This is a genomic window from Nonomuraea salmonea, from assembly GCF_042428605.1.
Classification (GTDB): domain Bacteria; phylum Actinomycetota; class Actinomycetes; order Streptosporangiales; family Streptosporangiaceae; genus Nonomuraea; species Nonomuraea salmonea.
The window spans coordinates 97,049-117,745 of the sequence record NZ_JBHMCF010000011.1 but is presented as its reverse complement, the minus strand read 5'-3'; the positions used below and the strand labels follow the sequence as shown (position 1 = coordinate 117,745).

General features: G+C 73.8%; 20 protein-coding genes. 12 read left to right on the top strand and 8 right to left on the bottom strand.

From position 1 onward, the window contains the following. Positions 1-14: 14 nt before the first annotated feature. Positions 15-560 (bottom strand): TetR/AcrR family transcriptional regulator, encoded by a 546-nt coding sequence (locus ACFFR3_RS11045; protein ID WP_345403410.1) that lies wholly within the window; start codon positions 558-560, stop codon positions 15-17. A 125-nt stretch (positions 561-685) separates the two neighbouring features. Here ACFFR3_RS11045 and ACFFR3_RS11040 point away from each other — a divergent pair, with 125 nt between their 5' ends. Beyond that, positions 686-1,633: a GNAT family N-acetyltransferase gene (locus ACFFR3_RS11040; protein ID WP_379483046.1), complete on the top strand. Its 948-nt coding sequence runs from the start codon at positions 686-688 to the stop codon at positions 1,631-1,633. A gap of 61 nt (positions 1,634-1,694) precedes the next feature. On the opposite strand, the gene ACFFR3_RS11035 is transcribed toward ACFFR3_RS11040, so the two are convergent. From ACFFR3_RS11035 to ACFFR3_RS11010, 6 genes are all read right to left on the bottom strand, one after another. Then, positions 1,695-2,972 (bottom strand): AAA family ATPase, encoded by a 1,278-nt coding sequence (locus ACFFR3_RS11035; protein ID WP_345403416.1) that lies wholly within the window; start codon positions 2,970-2,972, stop codon positions 1,695-1,697. Then, positions 2,969-4,396: a hypothetical protein gene (locus tag ACFFR3_RS11030; RefSeq protein WP_345403419.1), complete on the bottom strand. Its 1,428-nt coding sequence runs from the start codon at positions 4,394-4,396 to the stop codon at positions 2,969-2,971. The genes ACFFR3_RS11035 and ACFFR3_RS11030 overlap by 4 nt, the downstream gene beginning before the upstream one ends. Before the next feature lie 46 nt (positions 4,397-4,442). Next, positions 4,443-5,573, bottom strand: coding sequence for a hypothetical protein (locus ACFFR3_RS11025; protein ID WP_345403422.1), 1,131 nt, complete (start codon positions 5,571-5,573; stop codon positions 4,443-4,445). Then, positions 5,570-6,379 carry a hypothetical protein gene (locus ACFFR3_RS11020; protein ID WP_379483045.1) on the bottom strand — a complete coding sequence of 270 codons (810 nt, stop codon included), beginning with the start codon at positions 6,377-6,379 and terminating at the stop codon, positions 5,570-5,572. The genes ACFFR3_RS11025 and ACFFR3_RS11020 overlap by 4 nt, the downstream gene beginning before the upstream one ends. A gap of 66 nt (positions 6,380-6,445) precedes the next feature. Further along, positions 6,446-7,132, bottom strand: coding sequence for a class I SAM-dependent methyltransferase (locus ACFFR3_RS11015; protein ID WP_345403428.1), 687 nt, complete (start codon positions 7,130-7,132; stop codon positions 6,446-6,448). Between the two features lie 32 nt (positions 7,133-7,164). Then, positions 7,165-7,599, bottom strand: a complete 435-nt coding sequence (locus tag ACFFR3_RS11010) for an ATP-binding protein (RefSeq protein WP_345403431.1) — start codon at positions 7,597-7,599, stop codon at positions 7,165-7,167. Positions 7,600-7,754: 155 nt separating this feature from the next. Here ACFFR3_RS11010 and ACFFR3_RS11005 point away from each other — a divergent pair, with 155 nt between their 5' ends. Both ACFFR3_RS11005 and ACFFR3_RS11000 read left to right on the top strand, forming a co-directional pair. Beyond that, a complete protein-coding gene (locus ACFFR3_RS11005) occupies positions 7,755-9,572 on the top strand; it encodes a glycoside hydrolase family 15 protein (RefSeq protein ID WP_379483044.1) in 1,818 nt (605 codons plus the stop codon). A 102-nt stretch (positions 9,573-9,674) separates the two neighbouring features. Beyond that, entirely contained in the window at positions 9,675-11,699 is a 2,025-nt protein-coding gene (locus tag ACFFR3_RS11000) for a SpoIIE family protein phosphatase (RefSeq protein WP_379483043.1), read from the top strand. Positions 11,700-11,714: 15 nt separating this feature from the next. Here ACFFR3_RS11000 and ACFFR3_RS10995 read toward each other — a convergent pair whose 3' ends face one another. Further along, on the bottom strand, positions 11,715-12,329 hold the full coding sequence (locus ACFFR3_RS10995) for a PadR family transcriptional regulator (protein ID WP_345403443.1): 615 nt from the start codon (positions 12,327-12,329) through the stop codon (positions 11,715-11,717). A gap of 207 nt (positions 12,330-12,536) precedes the next feature. Here ACFFR3_RS10995 and ACFFR3_RS10990 point away from each other — a divergent pair, with 207 nt between their 5' ends. From ACFFR3_RS10990 to ACFFR3_RS10950, 9 genes are all read left to right on the top strand, one after another. Further along, entirely contained in the window at positions 12,537-13,679 is a 1,143-nt protein-coding gene (locus ACFFR3_RS10990; RefSeq protein ID WP_345403446.1) for an inositol-3-phosphate synthase, read from the top strand. A gap of 92 nt (positions 13,680-13,771) precedes the next feature. Next, complete coding sequence (locus tag ACFFR3_RS10985) at positions 13,772-14,719, top strand: SCO3242 family prenyltransferase (RefSeq protein WP_345403449.1); 948 nt, start codon at positions 13,772-13,774, stop codon at positions 14,717-14,719. Continuing rightward, a complete protein-coding gene (locus tag ACFFR3_RS10980; protein ID WP_345403452.1) occupies positions 14,716-15,597 on the top strand; it encodes a sugar phosphate isomerase/epimerase family protein in 882 nt (293 codons plus the stop codon). Before ACFFR3_RS10985 ends, ACFFR3_RS10980 begins: the two co-directional genes overlap by 4 nt. Then, positions 15,597-16,187 carry an EboA domain-containing protein gene (locus ACFFR3_RS10975; protein WP_364383814.1) on the top strand — a complete coding sequence of 197 codons (591 nt, stop codon included), beginning with the start codon at positions 15,597-15,599 and terminating at the stop codon, positions 16,185-16,187. Before ACFFR3_RS10980 ends, ACFFR3_RS10975 begins: the two co-directional genes overlap by 1 nt. Further along, on the top strand, positions 16,187-17,041 hold the full coding sequence (locus ACFFR3_RS10970) for a TatD family hydrolase (RefSeq protein WP_364570544.1): 855 nt from the start codon (positions 16,187-16,189) through the stop codon (positions 17,039-17,041). Before ACFFR3_RS10975 ends, ACFFR3_RS10970 begins: the two co-directional genes overlap by 1 nt. Beyond that, positions 17,041-18,168 (top strand): metabolite traffic protein EboE, encoded by a 1,128-nt coding sequence (gene eboE / locus ACFFR3_RS10965; protein ID WP_379483042.1) that lies wholly within the window; start codon positions 17,041-17,043, stop codon positions 18,166-18,168. Before ACFFR3_RS10970 ends, eboE begins: the two co-directional genes overlap by 1 nt. Beyond that, entirely contained in the window at positions 18,165-19,532 is a 1,368-nt protein-coding gene (locus tag ACFFR3_RS10960) for an alkaline phosphatase family protein (RefSeq protein WP_379483041.1), read from the top strand. The genes eboE and ACFFR3_RS10960 overlap by 4 nt, the downstream gene beginning before the upstream one ends. Positions 19,533-19,667: 135 nt before the next feature. After that, the gene (locus ACFFR3_RS10955; RefSeq protein WP_379483040.1) at positions 19,668-20,120 is read left to right on the top strand and encodes a hypothetical protein; all 453 of its coding nucleotides are present in this window, start codon (positions 19,668-19,670) and stop codon (positions 20,118-20,120) included. Then, complete coding sequence (locus tag ACFFR3_RS10950) at positions 20,117-20,692, top strand: TetR family transcriptional regulator (protein WP_345403461.1); 576 nt, start codon at positions 20,117-20,119, stop codon at positions 20,690-20,692. The genes ACFFR3_RS10955 and ACFFR3_RS10950 overlap by 4 nt, the downstream gene beginning before the upstream one ends. Positions 20,693-20,697: the final 5 nt, after the last annotated feature.

The following is a 20,697-nucleotide window of genomic DNA, read 5'->3' as shown; positions in this document are numbered from 1 at the left end:
AAGGCCGAAACCGCTCAGGTCTCCAGCAGCCGGAGCGCCACCTCGACGGTCGCCTGGTGGATCTCCTCCTCCGACAGCTCGTCCTCGTTCATCAGCCACTTGCCGGAGTGCAGCGCGAACAGCGCCAGCGAGTGACTGACACGCTGGGTGGCGCTCGCGCCGGGCTCAGTGAACTCCGACGCCAGCTCCATCAGCCGCTCGCGGATCTCGATCAGGGTCGGGTGGTCGCGCAGCGCCGTCTGGTTGCGCTCCAGGAAGTGGGCGATGCCGTGGTGGCGGGTGGCGCGCACGCCGGCGGCGTACCGCTCGACGAACTCGCGGCGCGTCCGCGCCGTCTTCGGCCGGCTCCGCACCCAGGCGAGCAGCTCCTCCAGCTCGCTCAGCCGCTGCTCGACCAGGCTGGCGACGATGTCGTCCTTGGTCTTGAAGTGGTAGTAGAGTGCGGCCTTCGTCACCCCGAGCTCCTCGGCGATCTCGCGCAGCGAGGTCGCTTCGTACCCTTGCTCCGTGAAGCGCCGCAGGGCGATCTCCTGGATCCGGGATCGGGTGTCTTCGCGCACCTCTGCACCTTTTCGACTTGACGGCCGGTAAGTCGGCCTCATTCTACGGGCGGCCCCGGTCCGCCTCCGGCCGCCGCGCGGAAAAGGAGGAGCGGTTCGGGATCGGGTTCGGGACAATCGGCATCATGCACACCATCAGGCGGCCCCGGCTGGACGACGCCGCCGGCATCTTCGAGCTCGTCGGCGCGTACAACACGGAGGTCATCGGCGAGCCAGACACCACGCTCGCCGACATCGAGGACGAGCTGGTCGAGCCCGGCTTCGACCGCGACGAGGACGGCTGGCTCGCGCTCACGCGGGACGGGCGGCCCGACGGGTACGCCTGGGTCTGCCGCGTGGGTGACGGCGACCTGGTGGACGTCGAGGTGATCGTGCGTCCCGGCGTGCCGGGCCTGGCGGACGAGCTGTGGCCCCTGGTGCTGCGCCGCGCCGCCGAGCTGGGGGCCGAGCTCGGCCACGACAGCGTCACGCTGCACATCGGCGTCTACCGCGACGACCTCCGCAAGCAGGCCGAGGTCCGCGAGCTGGGCTTCGAGCCGGGCACCTGCTACCACCGCATGCGCATCGACCACGACGGGCCGGTCAAGGCGCCCGACGTGCCCGAGGGCGTCACCCTGCAGACGGGGGAGAGCGAGGAGGTGCGGCGCGCGGCGCGCGCGGTGCACCAGGAGGGGTTCGCGCAGCACTTCGGCTTCGTCCGGATCGGCTACGAGCAGTGGTACGAGCGCCGCCAGGCCATGTCCGTCAACGACTGGTCACAGCTCACGCTGGCCCGCGTGGACGGCGTCCCGGCCGCGGCGGTCATCGGCAACGACCAGTTCGTGGCCGACGAGGACTGCGGCTACATCGCCACGCTCGCCGTGCTGCCCGCCTTCCGCGGCAGAGGGCTCGGCAGGTTCCTGCTGCGGCACGCGTTCGCCGCCGACGCCGCCCGCGGCCGCAGGGGCACGCTCCTGCACGTCGACTCCAACAACACCACCCCGGCACTCGGCCTGTACGAGTCGGCCGGCATGCGCCCGGTCCTCATCATGGACGTCTGGCGCCGCACCCTGGCCACGAAACCAGCCGCATAACGCCACCTCAGCCGCAGGAGCAACCGTAGGAGGCCGCGCTCAGCCGGCTCCGCCCCCACGTTCAGACGCGGTGCCGAGCCAGGTGGTCCAGCACCGACTGGTTGGCCTCCCAGCCGTCGGGGAACTTCACCGGCACCCCGAGCTGCACCGGCTCGGCCGACGGATGGGCGTCCAGCAGCTCGGCGATGCCCGCCCTGGCCACCACCACACAGGCGTGCCGGTGCCGGGACGCCAGCACGCACAGCCGGCCCGACTCCAGGTGGAAGGCCGTGGCGTCGCGGCGGCCCGACAGCGGGTGCAGCACGATGGTGACGTCGTACTCGCGGCCCTGCAGCCGGTTCGCGGTGTCCACGGTGATCTCGGGCGGCAGCCCGGCGGCGCGGATGGCGGCCACCTGGTCGCGGTGCGCCGCGCCGACCGCGATCCTGTCGGCCGTGACGGGCCGCTCGCCCTGCTCGGAGCCGGCCACCGCGCCGCGCTGCAGCAGCCGCTCGGCCAGCATCGCCACCGCCTGCACGGCCTCGCCGTCAGTGCGCACGGTGTGCCGGTTCGGCAGCTCCAGCAGCGCCCACCCCGACCGCGCCGCCTCCTCAAGCGCCCGGTCGTGCACGGTGCCCATGCCGCCGGTGGACAGCTCCAGCCGCCGGTCGCCCTCGCCGGTGCCGGAGCGGAACCCGGTGAACGGGTAGAACGCCCGCGACACCACCGGCGCGGCGGAGGCGGGCAGCCGCCACGACACCGGCAGCCGGTGCACGGGCAGGTCGGGGTTGTGCCGCAGCAGCACCGCGACCGCGCTCTGCAGCGGGTCCCACGACAGGCCGGACCAGCGGTCGCCGTCCACGATCGAGAACGGGTCGAGCTGCCCCGGATCGCCCACGAACAACGCCCGCTCGAACAGCCCCGCGATGCGCAGCAGCTTGTCCGAGCGCATCTGGTACGCCTCGTCCACGATCGCCCACGGCCACACCCGGTCGCCGATCCACGCCCACTTGTCGGCGGTGGCGATGACGATGTCGGGGTCGCCGAGGTCCTGGATGCGGGTGCCGACGCGGACGCCGGGCAGCTCCAGCATGCGCAGCGGCGGCACGTACCCGCTCGCCGACAGCCGGCCCACGGTCAGGTGGGGGTGCTTGTCGGAGATCCGCGCCACCAGGTCGTCGACCTGCTCGTTGGTCTGGGCGACGATCATCAGCGGCTCGCCGGTGGCGGCGATGTGGGCGGCGGCGCGTACGACGAGGGTGGACTTGCCCGCGCCGGGCGGCGAGTCGACCACCACGCCGCGGTGCCTGGGCAGGTCGGCCAGGACGTTCCTGATGACCTGCTCGGGGCTGTCGGTCACGACCAGTCCTCCTGGGCGTCCTCGTCGTCGGGCACGTACTCCTGCGGCGGGCCGCCGTGCGTCCACGGCGTGGCCTCGGCCTCCGGAAGGGCGGCGGAGCCCTGGAAGTCGTCGGTGAGCGAGGTGTAGCAGACCCGCTCGCCCAGCTCGGGCACCGCCCCGGGCGCGGGCGTCCTGCCCCTGCCCATGCCCTTGGTGATCTTCAGGGTGACCAGGCCCTGGGCGGCCTCCACCAGCGCGGCGCCCTGGCCGCGGCGCTGCGGGGTGCCGAGCGAGGTGCCGGGCGGCAGGCGTACGGGATCGTCGGTCTTGATCACCACCAGCGGGCGGAGCTTGCGCGAGCGGCCCTCGCCCTCGGTGTTGTCGGGCACCGTCTCGACCACCTCGCCGGCGAACGCCTCGCCGGTCAGCCGGTATTCGGCCATGACGAGGGGGTCGTCGTAGGCGCGCTGCACGTCGTACGCGGCCTGCGCGCGCTCCATGCGGGCCAGCTTGGCCGCGGCGGCCACCGCGCCGTCCCGCCTGGCCTGCGGCGGCGCGCCCTCGGCGATGTGCACGGCCATTCCGCTGAACGAGCCGCGGTCCTGCTCCCACCGCTGCGCCACGCTCGCGCCCGCCGGCAGCGCGGCGAGCAGGTCGATCGCCTGCCACATCAGCCGCCAGGTGGGCTCCAGCTGGGTGCGCAGCGCCTCGGTGATGCGCTCGGGCGACTCGCTCTCGATCGCCGGCGCGAGCACCTCGGCGTCGAACCCGGGATCGGTGGCGGGCCCGGCGGGCGGCCAGATCAGCGGGTCCTCGGCGTCGTCGCTCGGCCCGGTGGTGATCCAGCCGAGCAGCGCGGCCAGGTTGGCGTCCTCCAGGGAGCTCTGCCCGCTGGCCCAGTGGCGGCCCAGCTCCTCCGTCGCGGCCAGCATCAGCGAAGAGCCGGGGTACGCGGCCCGCTCCCCGAGATACGTCAGCCACCGCCCGAGCTGCGGCACCGACTCCGGCACCGGGTAGGGCCCGTCGGCGCGGCGGAACCGGGTCGAGCGGCCGAGCAGCCGGGTGAACGCCACGCCGGCCGGGTTGGGCACGATCACCTGCGGCGCGTCCAGCGCCCGCTCGTAGGGGTCGGCGTTCCTGCGCTCGACCGTCTCGGTGTCGTGCAGGAACCCCTCGATGTACGGCAGCAGCACCCCCGCCACCTCGGCCGCCCACGCGAAGCGCAGGTCGCGGTTGCGCGGCTGGGTCACCACGAGCAGCCGCGGCCGGTCACGCTCGGTGCCGAGCATGGCGGCCAGCGGCGCGGCGGCCTCGCCCGACAGCTTCAGCGGGATGAACACCATGGGCCGCTCGGACAGGTGGCAGTGCCTGACGGTCGCGACGGGCTGCGCGATGCCCTCGTGGAGGGCCCGCAGCCGGGCGAGCGAGGTCAGCAGGCTCATGCCGGGCTCTCCCGCGGGGGAGCCTGGCCGGGCGGCGGGATCGGGTTCACGTCAGGCACTCTCTGCGCAGGCGTTCGGCGTTGCGGAGCAGGCGGGCGATCTCCTCCTGCCCCTCGGCGGGGTCGAGCGAGCCGTCGGCGAGGCCGAGCACCTCGGTGACCGAGGCCACCCCGCCCAGCTCGTCGCGCACCTGCCGGCCGAGCAGGTCGGACGCGCCCTCCTGGCGGGCCTCGTCGCGGCAGAAGAAGCACAGGTCACAGGTGGACAGGCAGTCGGGCGCGTAGCGGGCGGTGGTCCTGTGCAGCGCGTCGGCCAGCTCGGCCACCGGCCTGGTGGGCCGGCCGTCCTCGCCGGGCAGCAGGTCGAAGCTGAGGTCGTCGGGCAGGTCGGCGAGCAGCCGGTCGAGGGTGGTCATCCGGGTGAGCTGGCGGCGCAGCACGGCGAGCTGCCTGCGCACGTCGACCAGCGAGGCGACCGGCCGGTTGGCGAAGTTCTCCGGGCAGACCAGCACCACGTCGTGCGAGACCTTGAGCGGGTCGTGGCCCAGCTCCTCCAGCAGCGTGCGCAGCGCCAGCACGTAGACCGCCGCCTGCCGGGCCGCCGCCGCGACCGCCGCCGGGTCGGCCTGCCCGTCGATCACCGCGAACGACTTGATCTCCACGATGTGGAAGCGCCCGCCGAGCTGGAAGGCCACCACGTCGGGCTCCAGGTAGGCGGTGTGGCCGGCGATGTCGAGGGTGAGCAGCGGATGGTCGTAGAGGGTGCCGGCGTCGTGCTCGTCGCGGGCGGCCCGGTCGATCAGCGTCCTGGTGTGGGCGTGGCGCAGGTGGGCGCCGACGTTCTCCACGTCGTGGTAGGCGACCTCGGCGACGGGCAGGCCGAGCAGCTCGCGCAGCATGCGCAGCAGCTCCGCGCACCCGTCGGCCTTCACCTGCGCCTCGAACATGTTGCCGCGCGTGATCGCGAACGGCGACTGCCCGAACGGCGCGGGGAAGCCCAGGTGGCGGGCGGCGGCGTCCTTGTCGATGCCGGCGCCGTCCATCAGGGCCCGGCGGGCGCAGCCGGGGTTGGCGGCCAGGGCCGCGATGGCGCGGGCGTCGTGCGGCTGCTGCGGTGTGGTGCCCCGCAGCGCCTCCAGGCGGTGCACGTGGTCGCCCTCGCGCTTCAAGCCGCTCACTTGGCGTTCTCCTTCTTGATCGTGCTCAGCGTAGCGGCGCCGAACAGCCTGGCGGCGTCACCGAGCTGCGCGGCGGCGCGTTCTGCCAGCTCAGCGCGGTCCCGCGTGTCGCGATCGACGTGGACGCGCAGCTCGGCCTGGGCCGCGCGGGCCACCCGCTCGGGGTCGGGCGGGCCCAGCGTGCCGTCCGTGGCGCCGGGGATGTTGCGCGCCATGCGCAGCAATAAGCGGCTGCCCCTCTCGGCGCCCTGCTCTCGCTCCTTGCTCGCCTGCTCGCGGGCCACCGCGACGGCGCAGGCGAGGAAGTCGACGCGGGGGCTGAGCGGGCCGACCACGCGCCGCTCCAGCGGCCAGGTGCTCAGCGTGAGCAGCCCGCGGGCGGGGGAGAGGCGGTCGGTGAGCGCGGCGCACAGATAGTACGGCCGCCCGAACGGCGTGGCGCGGAACGAGCGCTCCTCGTCCCTGCGCAGGCTGGTGAGCTGGCCGCTGCGGATGGTGCCGCCGAAGAACGCCTCGCTGACGGCCACGATGAGCCGCGGCTGGGCGGCGGCACCGAGCAGCCGCAGCCCCTGGTGCACCTGCTCGCGCACGGTGACCAGGCGCGGCGGCTCCTCCTTGGCGGCCCCCTCGGCGGACTCCTCGGCAGGAGGGCCGCCGCACACCATGGCGTCCCAGGCGCGCTCTGCGCTGCGCAGCTCGGCCCGCAGCACCCGCGCGGCGGCGCCGTCCCTGGCGCGCATCGCCTTGCGCACGCCCGCCCGCAGCTCGTCGATCCGCCGTTCGAGATCGTCCAGCCGGTCACTCATGGCGCGACTTTACCAACAGTCCCAGCATTTTCCAGTAAATCTGGAAGATCGACGCTTTGGCGTGATCTACGCTGTAAAGGCGACCGCCCAGGTGCGGTCCTCGGTGAGGAACCGGTCGAGGCGCAGCCCCTCCGCCGCCAGCTCCGCGGCCAGGTCGTCCTCCGTCAGCCGCAGCGACTCGAACGACTGCGTCCAGACCGTCCTGGCGCCGTCCTTGACGTGGGTGTACTCCATGGTCGCGGCCGAGACGCCCGGCCTGACCACCTCGTGCGCCGACATCATGATCGTGACGTCGCCCTCCGTGCGGATCGTGCCGGCCTTCCAGCGGTCCTGCGCCTCGGCGGGCATCCACTGGAGGACCACCGCGCCGCCGGGCTTCACCTGCCGGGCGCAGGCAGCGATCATGGCGCGCCGCGCGGCGTCGTCCACGGTGTTGACGAGCTGCGAGGCCAGCACGACCGTGTCGAAGCGCTCGCCGAGCCGAAGGTCCTCGACGCGGCACAGGACGGTCCGCGCGCCGCGCACGTGGGCCAGCATGTCGGGCGACTCGTCCACGGCGACCACCGTGAAACCGCGCTCGACCAGCGGGTGCGTCACGCGTCCGACGCCGCAGCCCAGCTCGAGGATCGAGCCGCCGGGCGGCGTCACCCCGGCGATGAGGCCGGGCTCGGCGCCGGCGCTCAGCAGGGTGTAGAAGTCGACAGGGGATCCGTCGGGGGTGATGGGGCCGGGGCCCGTGCCAGATTCGCGCATGGTCAGAACCTAACCCGGGGGTACGACGAAGATCAGCCCCCTACGCGCTGCGGCCGGGCGCCGCTGCGGGCCGGCGGGCGCGGGTCGTGGCGGACGTACAGGGTGAGCAGCGAGCCCTCGTCGGTCCGCTCCACCGTCACGGCGTCGCACAGATACTGGATCACCCACAGGCCGTAGCCGTGCGAGGCGGTCTGGTCGAGGCTCGCCTCGGCGAGATGGGTGCGGGTGAGCAGTCCCGCCACGTCGAGCACCTGCACCATCACCCCGTCGGGCAGGCCGCGGGCGGTCAGCACGCCGGCCTTGCCGCCGTGGTCGAGCACGTTCGTGACGGCCTCGTTGGTGGCCAGCACGAGGTCTTCGAGGCGTCGCTCGGGCAGCCCGCAGTACTGACCGTGCAGGCGCACCATGTCCCTGATCAGGCCGAGGTCGGCCGAGATCGGGCACCGCAGTTCGAACTCCAGAGGCATGTCATCCTGCCCGCCGAGGGCCGGGAGGTTCCGCGGGCGACGTGGCTCCTTACCCGGGAGGAGATCGCCAAACCATGAGGAAGGTCTGAGGGCTTTTGACGTGCCCCTACCTGCGGCAGAGCCGCCTCTGAAGGGCGGCGGCGTACGTTGGTGGCATGCAGGCACCCGGCGGCGACGCCCGATACCTGCCGATCGGTGAGCACGGGCTGATCGGCGACCTGCGGACGGTCGCGCTCGTGGGCACCGACGGCACGATCGACTGGTACTGCTGCCCCAGCTTCGACGCCCCCAGCGTCTTCGCCTCGATCCTCGACGCCGACCGGGGCGGCTCCTTCGACCTGTGCGCCGACGTGCCGGCCACGACCAAGCAGTTCTACTTCCCCGACACCAACGTGCTGATCACCCGGTTCTTCGCCGACGACGGCGTGGGGGAGATCCAGGACTTCATGCCCGTGGCCGACGACTCGGGCGAGGCCGACCGGCACCGGCTGATCCGCCGGGTCTCCTGCGTACGCGGCCGCATCCCGTTCCGCGCCCGCGTGTCGCCCCGCTTCGACTACGCCAGGCAGCCCCACGTCGTCACCCGTGAGGCGGGCATCGTCACGTTCGCCTCGCCGTCGCTGACGCTCTCGCTGACCTCCAGCGTGCCGCTCGAGACCGACGAGCGCGACGCCTGGACGGCCTTCGAGCTGAGCGAGGGCGAGCACGCCGTCTTCGCCCTCGACAACATGGCGCCGGGGGTCGCGCCGCGCGCCTGCCCGCTCAGTGAGGCCGAGGCGGAGTTCACCGCGACCGTGCGGTTCTGGCGCCGCTGGCTGTCGGCCTCGCGCTACCGTGGCCGCTGGCGCGAGGTGGTGCACCGCTCGGCGCTGACGCTCAAGCTCCTCACGTACGCGCCGACCGGCGGCATCGTCGCCGCCGCCACGACGAGCCTGCCGGAGCGCATCGGCGGCGGGCGCAACTGGGACTACCGCTACGTGTGGATCCGCGACGCCGCGTTCTGCGTCTACGCCCTGCTCAGGCTCGGTTTCACCGAGGAGGCGGAGGCGTTCATGAGCTTCCTGTCCGAGCACATCAAGGTGACCCGCGACCGCCGCGCGGGTCCCTTGCAGATCATGTACGGCATCGACGGCCGCGCCGACCTGCCCGAGCAGGAGCTGCACCACCTGGAGGGCCACCGCGGCTCGGCGCCCGTGCGCATCGGCAACGCCGCCGCCGAGCAGCTCCAGCTCGACATCTACGGCGCCCTCATCGACTCCATCTACCTCTACAACAAGTGGGGCGACCCGATCTCCAGTGACCGCTGGGAGGACGTGTGCAGGCTGGTCGACTGGGTGTGCGACAACTGGGACCAGCCGGACGAGGGCATCTGGGAGACGCGCGGCGGTCGCAAGAACTTCGTCTACTCGCGGCTCATGTGCTGGGTGGCGATCGAGCGCGCGATGCGCATGGCGGCCCAGCGCGGCCTGCCCGCCGACACGCCGCGCTGGCGGCGCACCCGCGACACCATCTACCGCGACATCATGCGGCACGGCTGGCGGCCCGACCTGGGCGCCTTCGTGCAGCACTTCGACGAGGACGTGCTGGACGCCTCAATCCTGATGATGCCGCTGGCCAAGTTCGTCTCGCCGACCGACCCCAAGTGGCTGTCCACACTCGACGCGCTCGGCCAGGGGCTGGTCTCCGACTCGCTGGTCTACCGCTACGACCCCGAGACGAGCCCCGACGGCCTGGAAGGGCCTGAGGGCACGTTCTCGATCTGCTCGTTCTGGTACGTCGAGGCGCTGGCCCGCGCTGGTCGTCTCGACGAGGCCAGGCTGGCGTTCGAGAAGATGCTCACCTACGCCAACCACCTCGGCCTGTACGCCGAGGAGATCGGCCACAACGGCGAGCAGCTCGGCAACTTCCCGCAGGCCATCACCCATCTCGCGCTCATCAGCGCGGCCTTCAACCTCGACCACGCGCTCGGCTGACCAGCGGGGCGCAAAGCGTTGGCCATGAACACGTCATCCCAGGTCAGCGTGGCTATGCTGGAGCGTCTGGGGCGGTTCACGGCAAGCCGGACGGGGAGGGACATGGCGGCATCGGACACCATGCTGGGAGCGGGCGCGAAGAAGTCGCCGGCCCTGTTCGTGGTCGACGTCATGGGCACCGTGATCGGATGGACGGCGCCCGCCGAGGAGCTCACCGGCTACCGGTCGGAGGAGATCGTGGGCCGGTCGGGACGCCTGCTGCTCATGCCCGGCAGGACCAACCTGTGGAGCGGCCGGCTCCACGACCAGGAGCGCTGGCACGGCCTGGCGGAGCTGCGCCACCGCGACGGCGACCGGCTGCTCGTCAGGGTCGAGGGGGCGCGGCTGGCGACCAGGCTGGCCGGGCAGGCGTGGCTGCTGTCGGCGGTGCCGGCCGACGAGGACCTGTCGGGCAAGACGGGTTCGCTGCTGGAGTCGCTGATCAACAGCTTCCCCGTCGCGATGGCCATCTGGGACCGCGACCTGCGCTGCGTCTGGCGCAACGCCGAGGCGGAGCGGCTCACCGAGGGCTTCCCCTACTACCGCATCGGCCAGTCGATGGCCGACCAGATCCCGGGGACGGACTCCAGCAACCTCCTGGAGGTCATGCGCAGGGTGCTCAAGGACGGCGTGCCCATCATCGATCGCGAGTCCCGGTGGACCTCGGCCGACCAGAACGAGGAACGCATGCTGTCGTCGTCCATCTCCCGCCTCGACGGCGTCGACGGCCGGCCGCTCGGCGTGTGCACGCTGGTGCTCGACATCACCGACAGCCGCGCCCGCGACCGCCTGCACCTGCTGCGCGAGGCGAGCATCAGAGTCGGCACCACGCTCGACGTGCGCAGGACCGCGCAGGAGCTGGCCGAGCTGGCCGTGCCCGCGCTGGCCGACTTCGTCTGCGTGGACCTCGGCGAGTCGGTGCTGCCCGACACCACGCCGCTGCAGCGGCTGGCCACCGAGCCGGAGCCGGTGCGGATCCCCGCCTTCCGCCGGGCCGGCCTCGCCTCCGTGCACGAAGGCGTCCCCGAGGCGCGCTGGCACCTGAACGACGCGGTCTTCATCCGGCAGGCGTCGCCGTTCTCGCACGTCGTGGCCACGGGCCGGACGCATTACGAGCCCGTCATCGACTTCTCGCCCGGCTCCTGGCTCGACCACGACCCCGAGCGGGCCGGGCTCATGCGGGCGACGGGCATGCACACGCTGCTCATCATGCCGCTCAAGGCGCGCGGCGACGTGCTGGGCGTCACCGTGTTCGCCCGCACCGACAACAAGGAGCCGTTCACCAGGGACGACCTGATGCTCGCCGAGGAGCTGGCCGCCAGGGCGGCGCTCAGCCTGGACAACGCCCGCCGGTACACCCGCGAGCGCAACACCGCGCTCGCGTTGCAGCGCGACCTGCTGCCGCGCGTGCTGAGCGGCGGCGACGCGCTGGAGGTGGCCTCCCGCTACCTGCCGTCCGACGTGCACGAGGGCGTCGGCGGCGACTGGTTCGACGTCATCCGGTTGCCGGACGGCGGCGTCGCGCTGGTCGTCGGCGACGTGACCGGGCACGGCATCAACGCCGCCGCCACCATGGGCCGCATGCGGACGGCCGTGCGCACGCTGGCGTACATGGGGCTGCGCCCGCACGAGGTGCTCACGCACCTCGACCAGCTCATCGTCCGGCTGGCCGAGGAGGACGACAGCCCCACCGACCCCACGGTCGCCACCTGCCTGTACGCCCTGTACGACCCGGCCACCCGCCGCTGCCTCATCTCCCGGGCCGGGCATCCGCCGCCCGCGCTGCTGCTCCCGTCGGGCGAGGTGACCTTTCCCGACATTCCCGGCGGCACCCCGATCGGCGTCGGGCTCGGCTCCTTCGAGTCGCTGGAGCTGGAGCTGGAGCCGGGCACCGTGCTCGCCCTCTACACCGACGGCCTCATCGAGACGCGCGAGGACGACCTGGAGGCGGGCATGCACCGGCTCGGCGTCGCGCTGGCCGCCGCGCCGCCGCCGCTGGAGCGGCTGTGCGCGTCGGTGATCTCCTCGATGCTCGGCGGCACCCCGGCCGAGGACGACATCGCCCTGCTGGTGGCTCGGACCCGCTGACCCCGCCGCCCGGCCTCAGGCCGCGCCGCCCGGCTCGTCGAGCACGTCGGCGAGCAGGCCCTCGTTGAGGGTGGCCGACCAGGTCAGCTCGCCCGAGTCCAGCCGGGCGACCAGCCGCCTGACCCAGGCCAGCTCGGCCTCGCCGAGCGTGCGCTCGTAGTCGAGCTCGACCGTGAGGACCTCGGGCAGGCCGGAGGTGCGCAGCGCGTCGAGGTGGGCGTTGAGCCCGGCCAGCGCGCCCTCCAGGGACGCCGCTCGCGTCCGCAGGGACTGCAGCGCGTCGGGCACCGGCAGCACGCCCATGAGGGAGACCGCCGCGGTGAAGGTGCGGCGTTCGGCGCCCGGGCTCTCCAGCAGGGCACGCAGCCGGGTGGCCAGCTCGCGGCGGCCCTCGCCGGTGATCTCGTAGACGGTGCGCTCGGGGCGGCGGCCCTGCCTGCTGGTCTCGACGGGGACGATCAGCTCCTGGCCGGCCAGCTTCTCGACCGCGTGGTAGAGGCTCCTCGGCAGGCCCGTCACGTAGTCCTTGTGCGTGTCGACGATGAAGCGGTGCAGCTCGTAGGGGTGGGCGGGGCGCAGCGAGAGCATGGCCAGCACGGTCAGGCCGACCAGGTCGGGACGTCGCGCCATGCTTCCCCCTCGCTCCCCCTCGCGTCATCGTGCGATGAGCACTTTAGCCGAGGCCTCACCTGATAGTGCGCGTTGCCATATGGGGATAACCGCAGGAAAACTGAACAAGCTTCGGTTTCTGCTTGATCGGCGGCGCATTACGGCGCATTCTCATCACGGGAGCCCGATCATCCCCACGCGAACCGATGCCACGCCGAAGGAGAGCGCATGAGAACGGGAGCATGGCTGATCGGAGCACGTGGCTCGGTCGCCGTCACCAGCATGATCGGCGCCCTGGCCGTCAGGGCGGGCCTGACCGGGCCCACCGGATGCGTCCTCGAATCGCCCGCGCTGCGCGACCGCATCCGCCCGGGGATCGGCGACCTGGTGTTCGGCGGGCACGACATCACCTCGGTGCCGCTCGACAAGAAGGCCGCCGAGCTGGCCGCCGCGGGCGTGGTGCCCGCGGCGCTCGTCACGGCCGTGCAGGAGGAGCTGTCGGTCGTCGAGCAGCAGGTACGGCCGCTGCCCTCGGCCGCCACCCAGGCCGATACCGCCGCCGCCATCGGCGCCGACCTCGACCGCTTCCGCCGCCGCCACGACCTCGACCGGGTCGTCGTCGTCAACGTCTCCACCACCGAGCCCGCCCCGCCGCCGCATCCCGCGCACGCCGGCCTGCCGGAGCTGCGCGCCGCGCTCGGACAGCCCGGCGCCGTCCTGCCGCCCAGCGCGCTGGCCGCCTACGCCGCCTTCCACGCCGGCTGCCCGTACGTCGACTTCACCCCGTCCACCGGGGCCCGCCTGCCCGCGCTCGACGCCCTCGCCCGCGAGCGCGGCCTGCCGTACGGCGGGCACGACGGCAAGACGGGGGAGACGCTCGTCAAGTCCGTGCTGGCGCCCATGTTCGCCCAGCGCAACCTGAAGGTGCGCACCTGGTCCGGCGTCAACCTGCTGGGCGGCGGCGACGGGGCCAACCTCGCCCGCCCCGGCGCCAACGCCGCGAAGGCCGCGAGCAAGCAGCGCGTCCTCGCCGAGACCCTCGGGTACGCGCCCCAGGGTGAGACCCGCATCGACTACCTGGAGGACCTGGGCGACTTCAAGACCGCCTGGGACCTCGTCACGTTCGAGGGCTTCCTCGGGACCGCCATGCGGATGGAGTTCACCTGGCACGGCTGCGACTCCGCGCTCGCCGCGCCGCTCATCCTCGACCTGACCCGGCTCACCGCCGCCGCCCACCGGAGCGGGCGGACGGGCGCGCTGCCCGAGCTGGCCTTCTTCTTCAAGGACCCCTTGGGTGACGTCCCGCACGGGCTGGCCGAGCAGTGGCAGGCCCTGTGCGCCTTCATCGACACCCTGGACTCCGGCCGGTGACCTTGCCTCGGCGGGGAGGCGGGTGTGAGGCTGGCGTATCGGCGGGGCCGGTGAAAGGGCCGGTGAAAGGGGCCGGCGAAAGGGGCTTGACGATGGTGAGACTCCGGGACCTGGCCGAGCTCGTCCGCGCGCCCGCCGCGCTGTCGGTGCCGGGCGACGTGATCGCCGGAGCCGCCGCCGGCCGGGCGCTGGGCCCCGGCACGGCCGGGCTGGCCTGCTCGTCAGTCTGCCTGTACTGGGCGGGGATGGCGGCCAACGACTGGGCCGACCGTGACCTCGACGCGGCCGAGCGCCCCGAGCGGCCGATCCCGTCCGGCCGGGTGCGCCCGGGGGAGGCTTTAGCCGTCGCCGCCGGCCTCACGGCCGCGGGCCTCGCCGTGGCCGGCCTCACCGGCGGCCGCCGCGCGCTGGCGATCGCCGCCCCGCTCGCGGCCGCGGTCTGGACGTACGACCTCGCCGCCAAGAACACCCGCGCGGGCCCCCTGCTGATGGCCGTGTGCCGCGGCCTGGACGTCCTCCTGGGCGCCACATCGACCCCCGCACCGGCCCGCGCACCCGCACCACCGGGCCGTTCGCCCACCATCCCGGCCCGTGTGCCCGCGCCACCCGTCGGCTCGCTCGCGCCGCCGGGCCGTTCCCTGGTCGGGGCGCTGCCGGCCGCTTTGACGATCGCCGCGCACACGTACCTGCTCACCGAGTTGTCGCGCGCCGAGACCACCGGCACCACCCCGGCCCGCCCCGCGACGACCCTGGCCGCCACCCTCGCCCTGGCGACCACGGTCGCCGTCCCCCCGGCGTCGGGGCCGGCGCAGGGGGCCCTGGCGGGATGGTACGCCGTGCAGTTCGGCAGGTCGCAGGCGCGGGCGGTGGCGGAGCCGTCGGCGGCGCGGGTGCGGGACGCCGTGGCGGCCGGGATCGTCAGCCTGCCCGCGCTCCAGGGCGCGCTGGCCGCGCGATCAGGGGCGCCGCGCGCCGGGGTCGTGCTCGCCGCGCTGGTACCGCTGGCCCGCCGCCTGGCCAGGAAGGTGTCACCCACATGATCAGGTTCGGCTACGGCACGAACGGCTTCGCCAACCACCGCCTCACCGACGCGCTCGACGTCATCGCCGAGCTGGGTTACGAAGGCGTCGCCCTCACCCTCGACCACCACCACCTCGACCCCTACGCCGACGGCCTCGCGCACCGGGTGGCCAAGGTCGCCGACCGCCTCCGTACGCTGAACCTGGCCGTCGTGATCGAGACCGGCGCCCGCTACCTGCTCGACCCCCGGCGCAAGCACGCGCCCACCCTCCTCGACGACGACCGGGACAAGCGGATCGACTTCCTGCGCCGCGCCGTGGCCGTGGGCGATGACCTGGGGGCGGAGGCGGTGTCGTTCTGGTCGGGGGTGCGCCCGGCGCACGTCCCGCCCGCCCTCGCCCGGGACCGCCTGGTGGACGGCTGCGCGCAGGTCCTGGAGGGCACGGAGACCATGAAACTCGGGTTCGAGCCGGAGCCGGGCATGCTGGTCGACACGATCGCCGGCTGGCGCGGGCTGCGCGACGCCCTGGGCGCGCCCGAGCGGTTCGGCCTCACGCTCGACATCGGGCACTGCCGCTGCAACGAGCCCGACCCCGTGCCGGACTGCGTGACGTCCGTGGCGGGCCACGTGGTGAACGTCCAGATCGACGACATGCGGCGAGGAACGCACGAGCACCTGGAGTTCGGCGAGGGGGAGATCGACTTCCCGCCGGTGCTGCGGGCGCTGGCCGCCTCCGGCTACCGGGGCCTGGTCGCCGTCGAGCTGCCCAGGCACTCCCACGCCGCGCCCGATGTGGCGGCCCGTTCCCTCGCCTTCCTGCGCCGCGCGGAAGAGGAGTCCCGCCGTGAGTCCCGCCACGAGTCCCGCCGCTTCGGCCTCGAGGGAGGGAGCACGTGATGACCACCGACCGGCTGCGCAAGGCGCTCGCCGCCACCCCCGCATGGCCCTGGCTGGAGGAGGCGCTGGCCGCCGCCGCGGACCGCCCGGACAGCGCCGTGCGGTCGTTCGCCGCCGCGGGACGCAGGGCGGGCCGCGCGGAGCTGGCCGACGCCCCCGGCTGGACGGCCGACGAGGCCGCCAGGACGCTGCTGCTCGCCGCGCTGCCGCCCGGCCAGGTCACCGCCTACTACGAGCACGGCGACGCCGACGAGAAACGCGCGGTGCTCAAGGCCCTGCCGCTGCTGAACGCCGGCACGGACGCGGTCCCGCTGCTGCAGGACGCCATCCGCACGAACGACGCCCGCCTGCTGGCCGCCGCGCTCGGCCCGTACGCCCGCCACCTCGACCAGCCATCCTGGCGGCAGGCGGTGCTGAAGTGCGTGTTCATGGGCGTGCCGCTCGACGCCGTGCACGACCTCGACCGGCGCGCGGACGCCGAGCTGGCGGCGATGCTGGCCGCGTTCGCCGCGGAACGGGCCGCGGCCGGCCGTCCCATGCCCGCCGACGCCGCGGCGCTGCTGCACCGGCTCACCAGCGAGGAGACCTGATGCGCATTTTCGACCCCCACATCCACATGACCTCGCGCACCACCGACGACTACGCCAGGATGGCCGCCTCCGGGGTGCTGGCCGTGGTCGAGCCGGCCTTCTGGCTCGGCCAGCCGCGCACGAACCCCGGCTCGTTCACCGACTACTTCGACTCGCTGCTGGGCTGGGAGCCGTACCGGGCGGCGCAGTTCGGCGTGGTGCACCACGCCACGATCGCGCTCAACCCCAAGGAGGCGAACGACCCGCGCTGCCGTCCCGTCCTCGACCTGCTGCCCCGCTACCTCGACAAGGACCGGGTGGTCGCGGTCGGCGAGATCGGCTACGACTCGATGACCCCGGAGGAGGACGACGCGTTCGAACGCCAGCTCGCCCTCGCCGTCGAGCACGACCTGCCCGCGCTCGTGCACACCCCGCACCGCGACAAGGCCCGCGGCACCAGGCGCACGCTGGAGGTCGTGGCGGCCTCCGGCATCGCGCCCGAGCGGGTCGCGATCGACCACCTCAACGAGGTGACGATCGAGCTGGTGCACGGCTCGGGCTGCTGGGCCGGGTTCTCGATCTACCCGGAGACGAAGATGTCGCCGCCGCGCATGGTGGCGATCCTGCGCAAGTACGGCCTGGAACGCATGCTGGTCAACTCGGCCGCCGACTGGGGCGTCTCCGACCCGCTGCTGACGCTGGCGACGGCCGAGGCGATGCTGGCCGACGGGTTCGGTGAGGACGACGTGGAGCAGGTGTTCTGGCGCAACCCGATCGCGTTCTACAGCCAGTCGGGGCGGCTCGACCTGACGGCGGTCACCGGCGCGGCCGAGCCGACGTTCGCGGGCAGCTCGATCAAGCGCGGCGGCGAGTGATGCGGCTGCGGCATCCGTCGGGCACGCCGCTGCACCTCGGCTACTGCACCAACGTGCACCCCGCCGAGGACGTCGCCGGCATCGTGGCCCAGCTCGACGCGTACGCGGTCCCCATCCGCGACCGCCTCGACGCCGGCGTGCTCGGGCTCGGCCTCTGGCTGGCCGCGCCCGCCGCCGCCGAGCTGGCCGCCGGCCCGGCCGCGCTCCGGCGGCTGCGCGGGGAGCTGGACGCGCGGGGCCTGGAGGTGGTGACGCTCAACGGCTTCCCGTACGCGGCCTTCCAGGACCCGGTCGTCAAGCACGCCGTCTACCGGCCGGACTGGACCACGCGGGAGCGGCTGGCGTACACGCTGGACCTGGCGCGCGTCCTGGCCGGGCTGCTGCCCGGCGACGCGGCGCGCGGCTCGATCTCCACGCTGCCGCTCGGCTGGCGCGACCCCTGGGACGCAGCCATGGCCGACGCCGCCGCCCGCCACCTCGACGAGCTGGCCGCCGGGCTGGCGGAGGTGGAGGCGGCGACCGGGCGGACGATCCGGGTCGGGTTCGAGCCCGAGCCCGGCTGCGTCGTGGAGACCACCGAGCAGGCGGTCGCGCACCTGTCGCGCGCGGACACCGAGCGGCTCGGGGTCTGCCTCGACCTCGCGCACCTCGCCTGCGCCTGGGAGCAGCCCGCCGCCGCGCTCAAGGCGCTGGCCGCGGCCGGGCTGCCGATCGTCAAGGTGCAGCTGTCGGCCGCCCTGGAGACGGCGGAGCCGCAGGCGCTGCGCGAGTACGCCGAGCCGCGCTTCCTCCACCAGACCCGCACCAGGGCGGGCGAGCAGGCCGACGACCTGGACGAGGCGCTCGCCCGCGGGCTGCCCGGCACGTGGCGGGTCCACTACCACGTGCCGCTGCACGCCGCTCCCGCCGCGCCGCTGGCCACCACGGCGCCCGTGCTGCGTGACGCGCTCGCCGAGCTGGTGGGCGGGCCCCAGCCTCTGTGCGACCACTTCGACGTCGAGACCTACACCTGGAACGTGCTGCCCGCCGCGCTCCGCCCCGGCACCCCCGCCGAGCTGGCCGCGGGCATCGCGGGGGAGCTGGACTTCGCCCGTACGCAGATGCTCGAGGCAGGAGTGACGGCATGACTTCGCTACTGGTCCTGGACGTGGTGGGGCTGACCCCCCGGCTGCTGGCCCACATGCCGCGCCTGCGCGCCGTCGGTGAGCGCGGGTTCCAGGCCGGGCTCGGCACCGTGCTGCCGGCCGTGACGTGCAGCGTGCAGTCCACGTTCCTCACCGGCCTGCCGCCGTCGGGGCACGGGATCGTCGGCAACGGCTGGTACTTCCGCGACCTCGGCGAGGTGCTGCTGTGGCGCCAGCACAACGCCCTGGTCGAGGGGGAGAAGCTGTGGCAGGCCGCGCGCCGCGAGCGCCCCGGCTACACCGTCGCCAACGTCTGCTGGTGGTACGCCATGGGCGCCGACGTCGACTGGACCGTCACCCCCAGGCCGATCTACCGCGCCGACGGCCGCAAGGACCCCGACTGCTACACCGACCCGCCCGGCCTGCACGACGAGCTGACGGCGGAGCTGGGGACGTTCCCGCTGTTCACCTACTGGGGTCCGGGCGCCGGCATCGCCTCCTCCCGCTGGATCGCCCGCGCCACCCGGCACGTCATGACCGCCCACGACCCCGACCTCACCCTCGCCTACCTGCCGCACCTCGACTACGACCTGCAGCGTTTCGGCCCCGGCCACCCGCAGGCCGCCGCGGCCGCCGCCGAGCTGGACGCCGAGCTGGGGCCGCTGCTCGACGCGGCCGGCGACAGGACCGTGGTGGTGCTGTCGGAGTACGGCATCACCGACGTCGCCCGCCCCGTGGACGTCAACCGGCTGCTGCGGTCCGAAAGGCTGCTGCGCGTGCACACCCAGGACGGCATGGAGTACCTCGACCCGTGGACGTCCAGGGCGTTCGCCGTCGCCGACCACCAGGTGGCGCACGTCTACGTCCGCGACCCCGCCGACGTGCCCGCCGTGGCCAAGCTCTGCGCCGCGCTGCCCGGCGTCGGAGCCGTGCTCGACCAGGACGGCAAGGCCGCCCACGACCTCGACCACCCCCGCTCGGGCGAGCTGGTCCTGCTCGCCGAGCCCGACGCCTGGTTCACCTACTACTACTGGCTGGACGACGCCCGCGCCCCCGACTTCGCCCGCCTGGTCGAGATCCACCGCAAGCCCGGCTACGACCCGGCCGAGCTGTTCTTCGACCCGGCCGCGCCGGGCGCCGCCAAGCGGCGGGCGGGCCTCGCGCTGCTGCGCAAGAAGCTGGGGATGCGCTACCTCATGAGCGTCGTGGGGCTGGACGCGGGCGCGCGCGCCGTACGGGGCTCGCACGGGCTGCTGCCCGCCGACCCCGCCGACGCGCCCGTCCTGCTCTGCTCGGACCCGGCGCAGGCGAGAGACCGGTACGCGGCCACCGAGGTCAAGGACCTGCTGCTGCGCCTGGCCCGCTGACCGCTCACTCCGCCGTGCACACCGTGCCGGGCCCTGACGGGCGGCGCGGAGGCAGGTCTGTTTTCGCAGGTGGGCAGCGCGAGGGGGCGTTCGGCGGCTAGGGTTTCCACGACCGTGACGGGGGAGGGGTGGCACGTGAGGCGAGGCGGGCACGCACTGGCTGCCGTCGCAGGGCTGGCCGCCGCGATCCCCGTCTACTACCTCACCGACGCCGCCGCCAGGGCGCTGCGCGGCGGCACCGTGGCCTTCGCCCCCGCTCCGGCCGCGCTCGCGTACGTGGCGGGCGTCGCCGTCCTCATCAGGGTCCTGACGGTGTGGCCGGTCGCCGCCCTGGCGTGTGGCGTGCCGCTGACGGCGGCCGGCGCGCTGTTCGCCCTCGACCTCGACGCCGCCGTCGGCGTGGCCGCCACGCTGCCGTGGGCGCGGGCCGGCGGCCTGCCCTGGCCGACCGGCCCGGCCCCGTGGGCGGCGCCCGGCGAGCCGCCCGGCACCCTGGCCGGGACGACCGGCCTGTACGCGCTCACCGGCGCCTTCCTCGTGCTCTCCGCGCTGCTCCCGGCCCGCAGGCGATCTATCCTGGGCGGGTGAGCGGGCGGGATCCTGATCGGCGCAGGGCGCTGCTCGACGCCGCCGACCGCGCCATCGCCGCCGAGGGCCCCGGCGTCTCGATGGCCGCCATCGCCGCCGCGGCCGGCATCACCAAGCCCGTCCTCTACCGCCACTTCGGCGACCGTCACGGCCTCTATCAGGCGCTGGCCGACCGCCACGTCGGCACGGTTGTCGCGCAGCTCAAGCCCCGGTTCGCCGAAGCCGGCACGGATCTGCGCGGCCGCGCCACGGCGGCCGTCGACCTCTACTTCGACCTGGTCTCGGCCAACCTCAACCTCTACCGCTTCCTGTTCCACCGCGCCGGCGCCGAGGACAGCCGGGTCCGCTCCCAGATGACCTCCCTGGTCCGCAGCCTGGGCGAGGAGCTGGGCGCGGTGCTGGCCGCGGAACGGGTGGTGCCCGACCCGGTGCGGGCGCAGGTGCTCGGGCACGCGTTCGTCGGCATGGTGCAGTCCACCTGCGACTGGTGGCTGGACCACCCGGAGGTCCCGCGCGACCGCGTCGTCCAGAGCCTCGTGGACGCCGTCACCGCCGCGGTGACCCCGCTCTGAGCACG

What these genes read in the sequence shown, in the direction of transcription:
- ACFFR3_RS11040 (WP_379483046.1), top strand. Translation starts at nt 686, where the DNA reads ATGCACACCATCAGGCGGCCCCGGCTGGACGACGCCGCCGGCATCTTC.
- ACFFR3_RS11030 (WP_345403419.1), bottom strand. Translation starts at nt 4,396, where the DNA reads ATGAGCCTGCTGACCTCGCTCGCCCGGCTGCGGGCCCTCCACGAGGGC.
- ACFFR3_RS11020 (WP_379483045.1), bottom strand. Translation starts at nt 6,379, where the DNA reads ATGAGTGACCGGCTGGACGATCTCGAACGGCGGATCGACGAGCTGCGG.
- ACFFR3_RS11015 (WP_345403428.1), bottom strand. Translation starts at nt 7,132, where the DNA reads ATGCGCGAATCTGGCACGGGCCCCGGCCCCATCACCCCCGACGGATCC.
- ACFFR3_RS11010 (WP_345403431.1), bottom strand. Translation starts at nt 7,599, where the DNA reads ATGCCTCTGGAGTTCGAACTGCGGTGCCCGATCTCGGCCGACCTCGGC.
- ACFFR3_RS11005 (WP_379483044.1), top strand. Translation starts at nt 7,755, where the DNA reads ATGCAGGCACCCGGCGGCGACGCCCGATACCTGCCGATCGGTGAGCAC.
- ACFFR3_RS11000 (WP_379483043.1), top strand. Translation starts at nt 9,675, where the DNA reads ATGGCGGCATCGGACACCATGCTGGGAGCGGGCGCGAAGAAGTCGCCG.
- ACFFR3_RS10995 (WP_345403443.1), bottom strand. Translation starts at nt 12,329, where the DNA reads ATGGCGCGACGTCCCGACCTGGTCGGCCTGACCGTGCTGGCCATGCTC.
- ACFFR3_RS10990 (WP_345403446.1), top strand. Translation starts at nt 12,537, where the DNA reads ATGAGAACGGGAGCATGGCTGATCGGAGCACGTGGCTCGGTCGCCGTC.
- ACFFR3_RS10985 (WP_345403449.1), top strand. Translation starts at nt 13,772, where the DNA reads ATGGTGAGACTCCGGGACCTGGCCGAGCTCGTCCGCGCGCCCGCCGCG.
- ACFFR3_RS10980 (WP_345403452.1), top strand. Translation starts at nt 14,716, where the DNA reads ATGATCAGGTTCGGCTACGGCACGAACGGCTTCGCCAACCACCGCCTC.
- ACFFR3_RS10975 (WP_364383814.1), top strand. Translation starts at nt 15,597, where the DNA reads ATGACCACCGACCGGCTGCGCAAGGCGCTCGCCGCCACCCCCGCATGG.
- ACFFR3_RS10970 (WP_364570544.1), top strand. Translation starts at nt 16,187, where the DNA reads ATGCGCATTTTCGACCCCCACATCCACATGACCTCGCGCACCACCGAC.
- eboE (WP_379483042.1), top strand. Translation starts at nt 17,041, where the DNA reads ATGCGGCTGCGGCATCCGTCGGGCACGCCGCTGCACCTCGGCTACTGC.
- ACFFR3_RS10960 (WP_379483041.1), top strand. Translation starts at nt 18,165, where the DNA reads ATGACTTCGCTACTGGTCCTGGACGTGGTGGGGCTGACCCCCCGGCTG.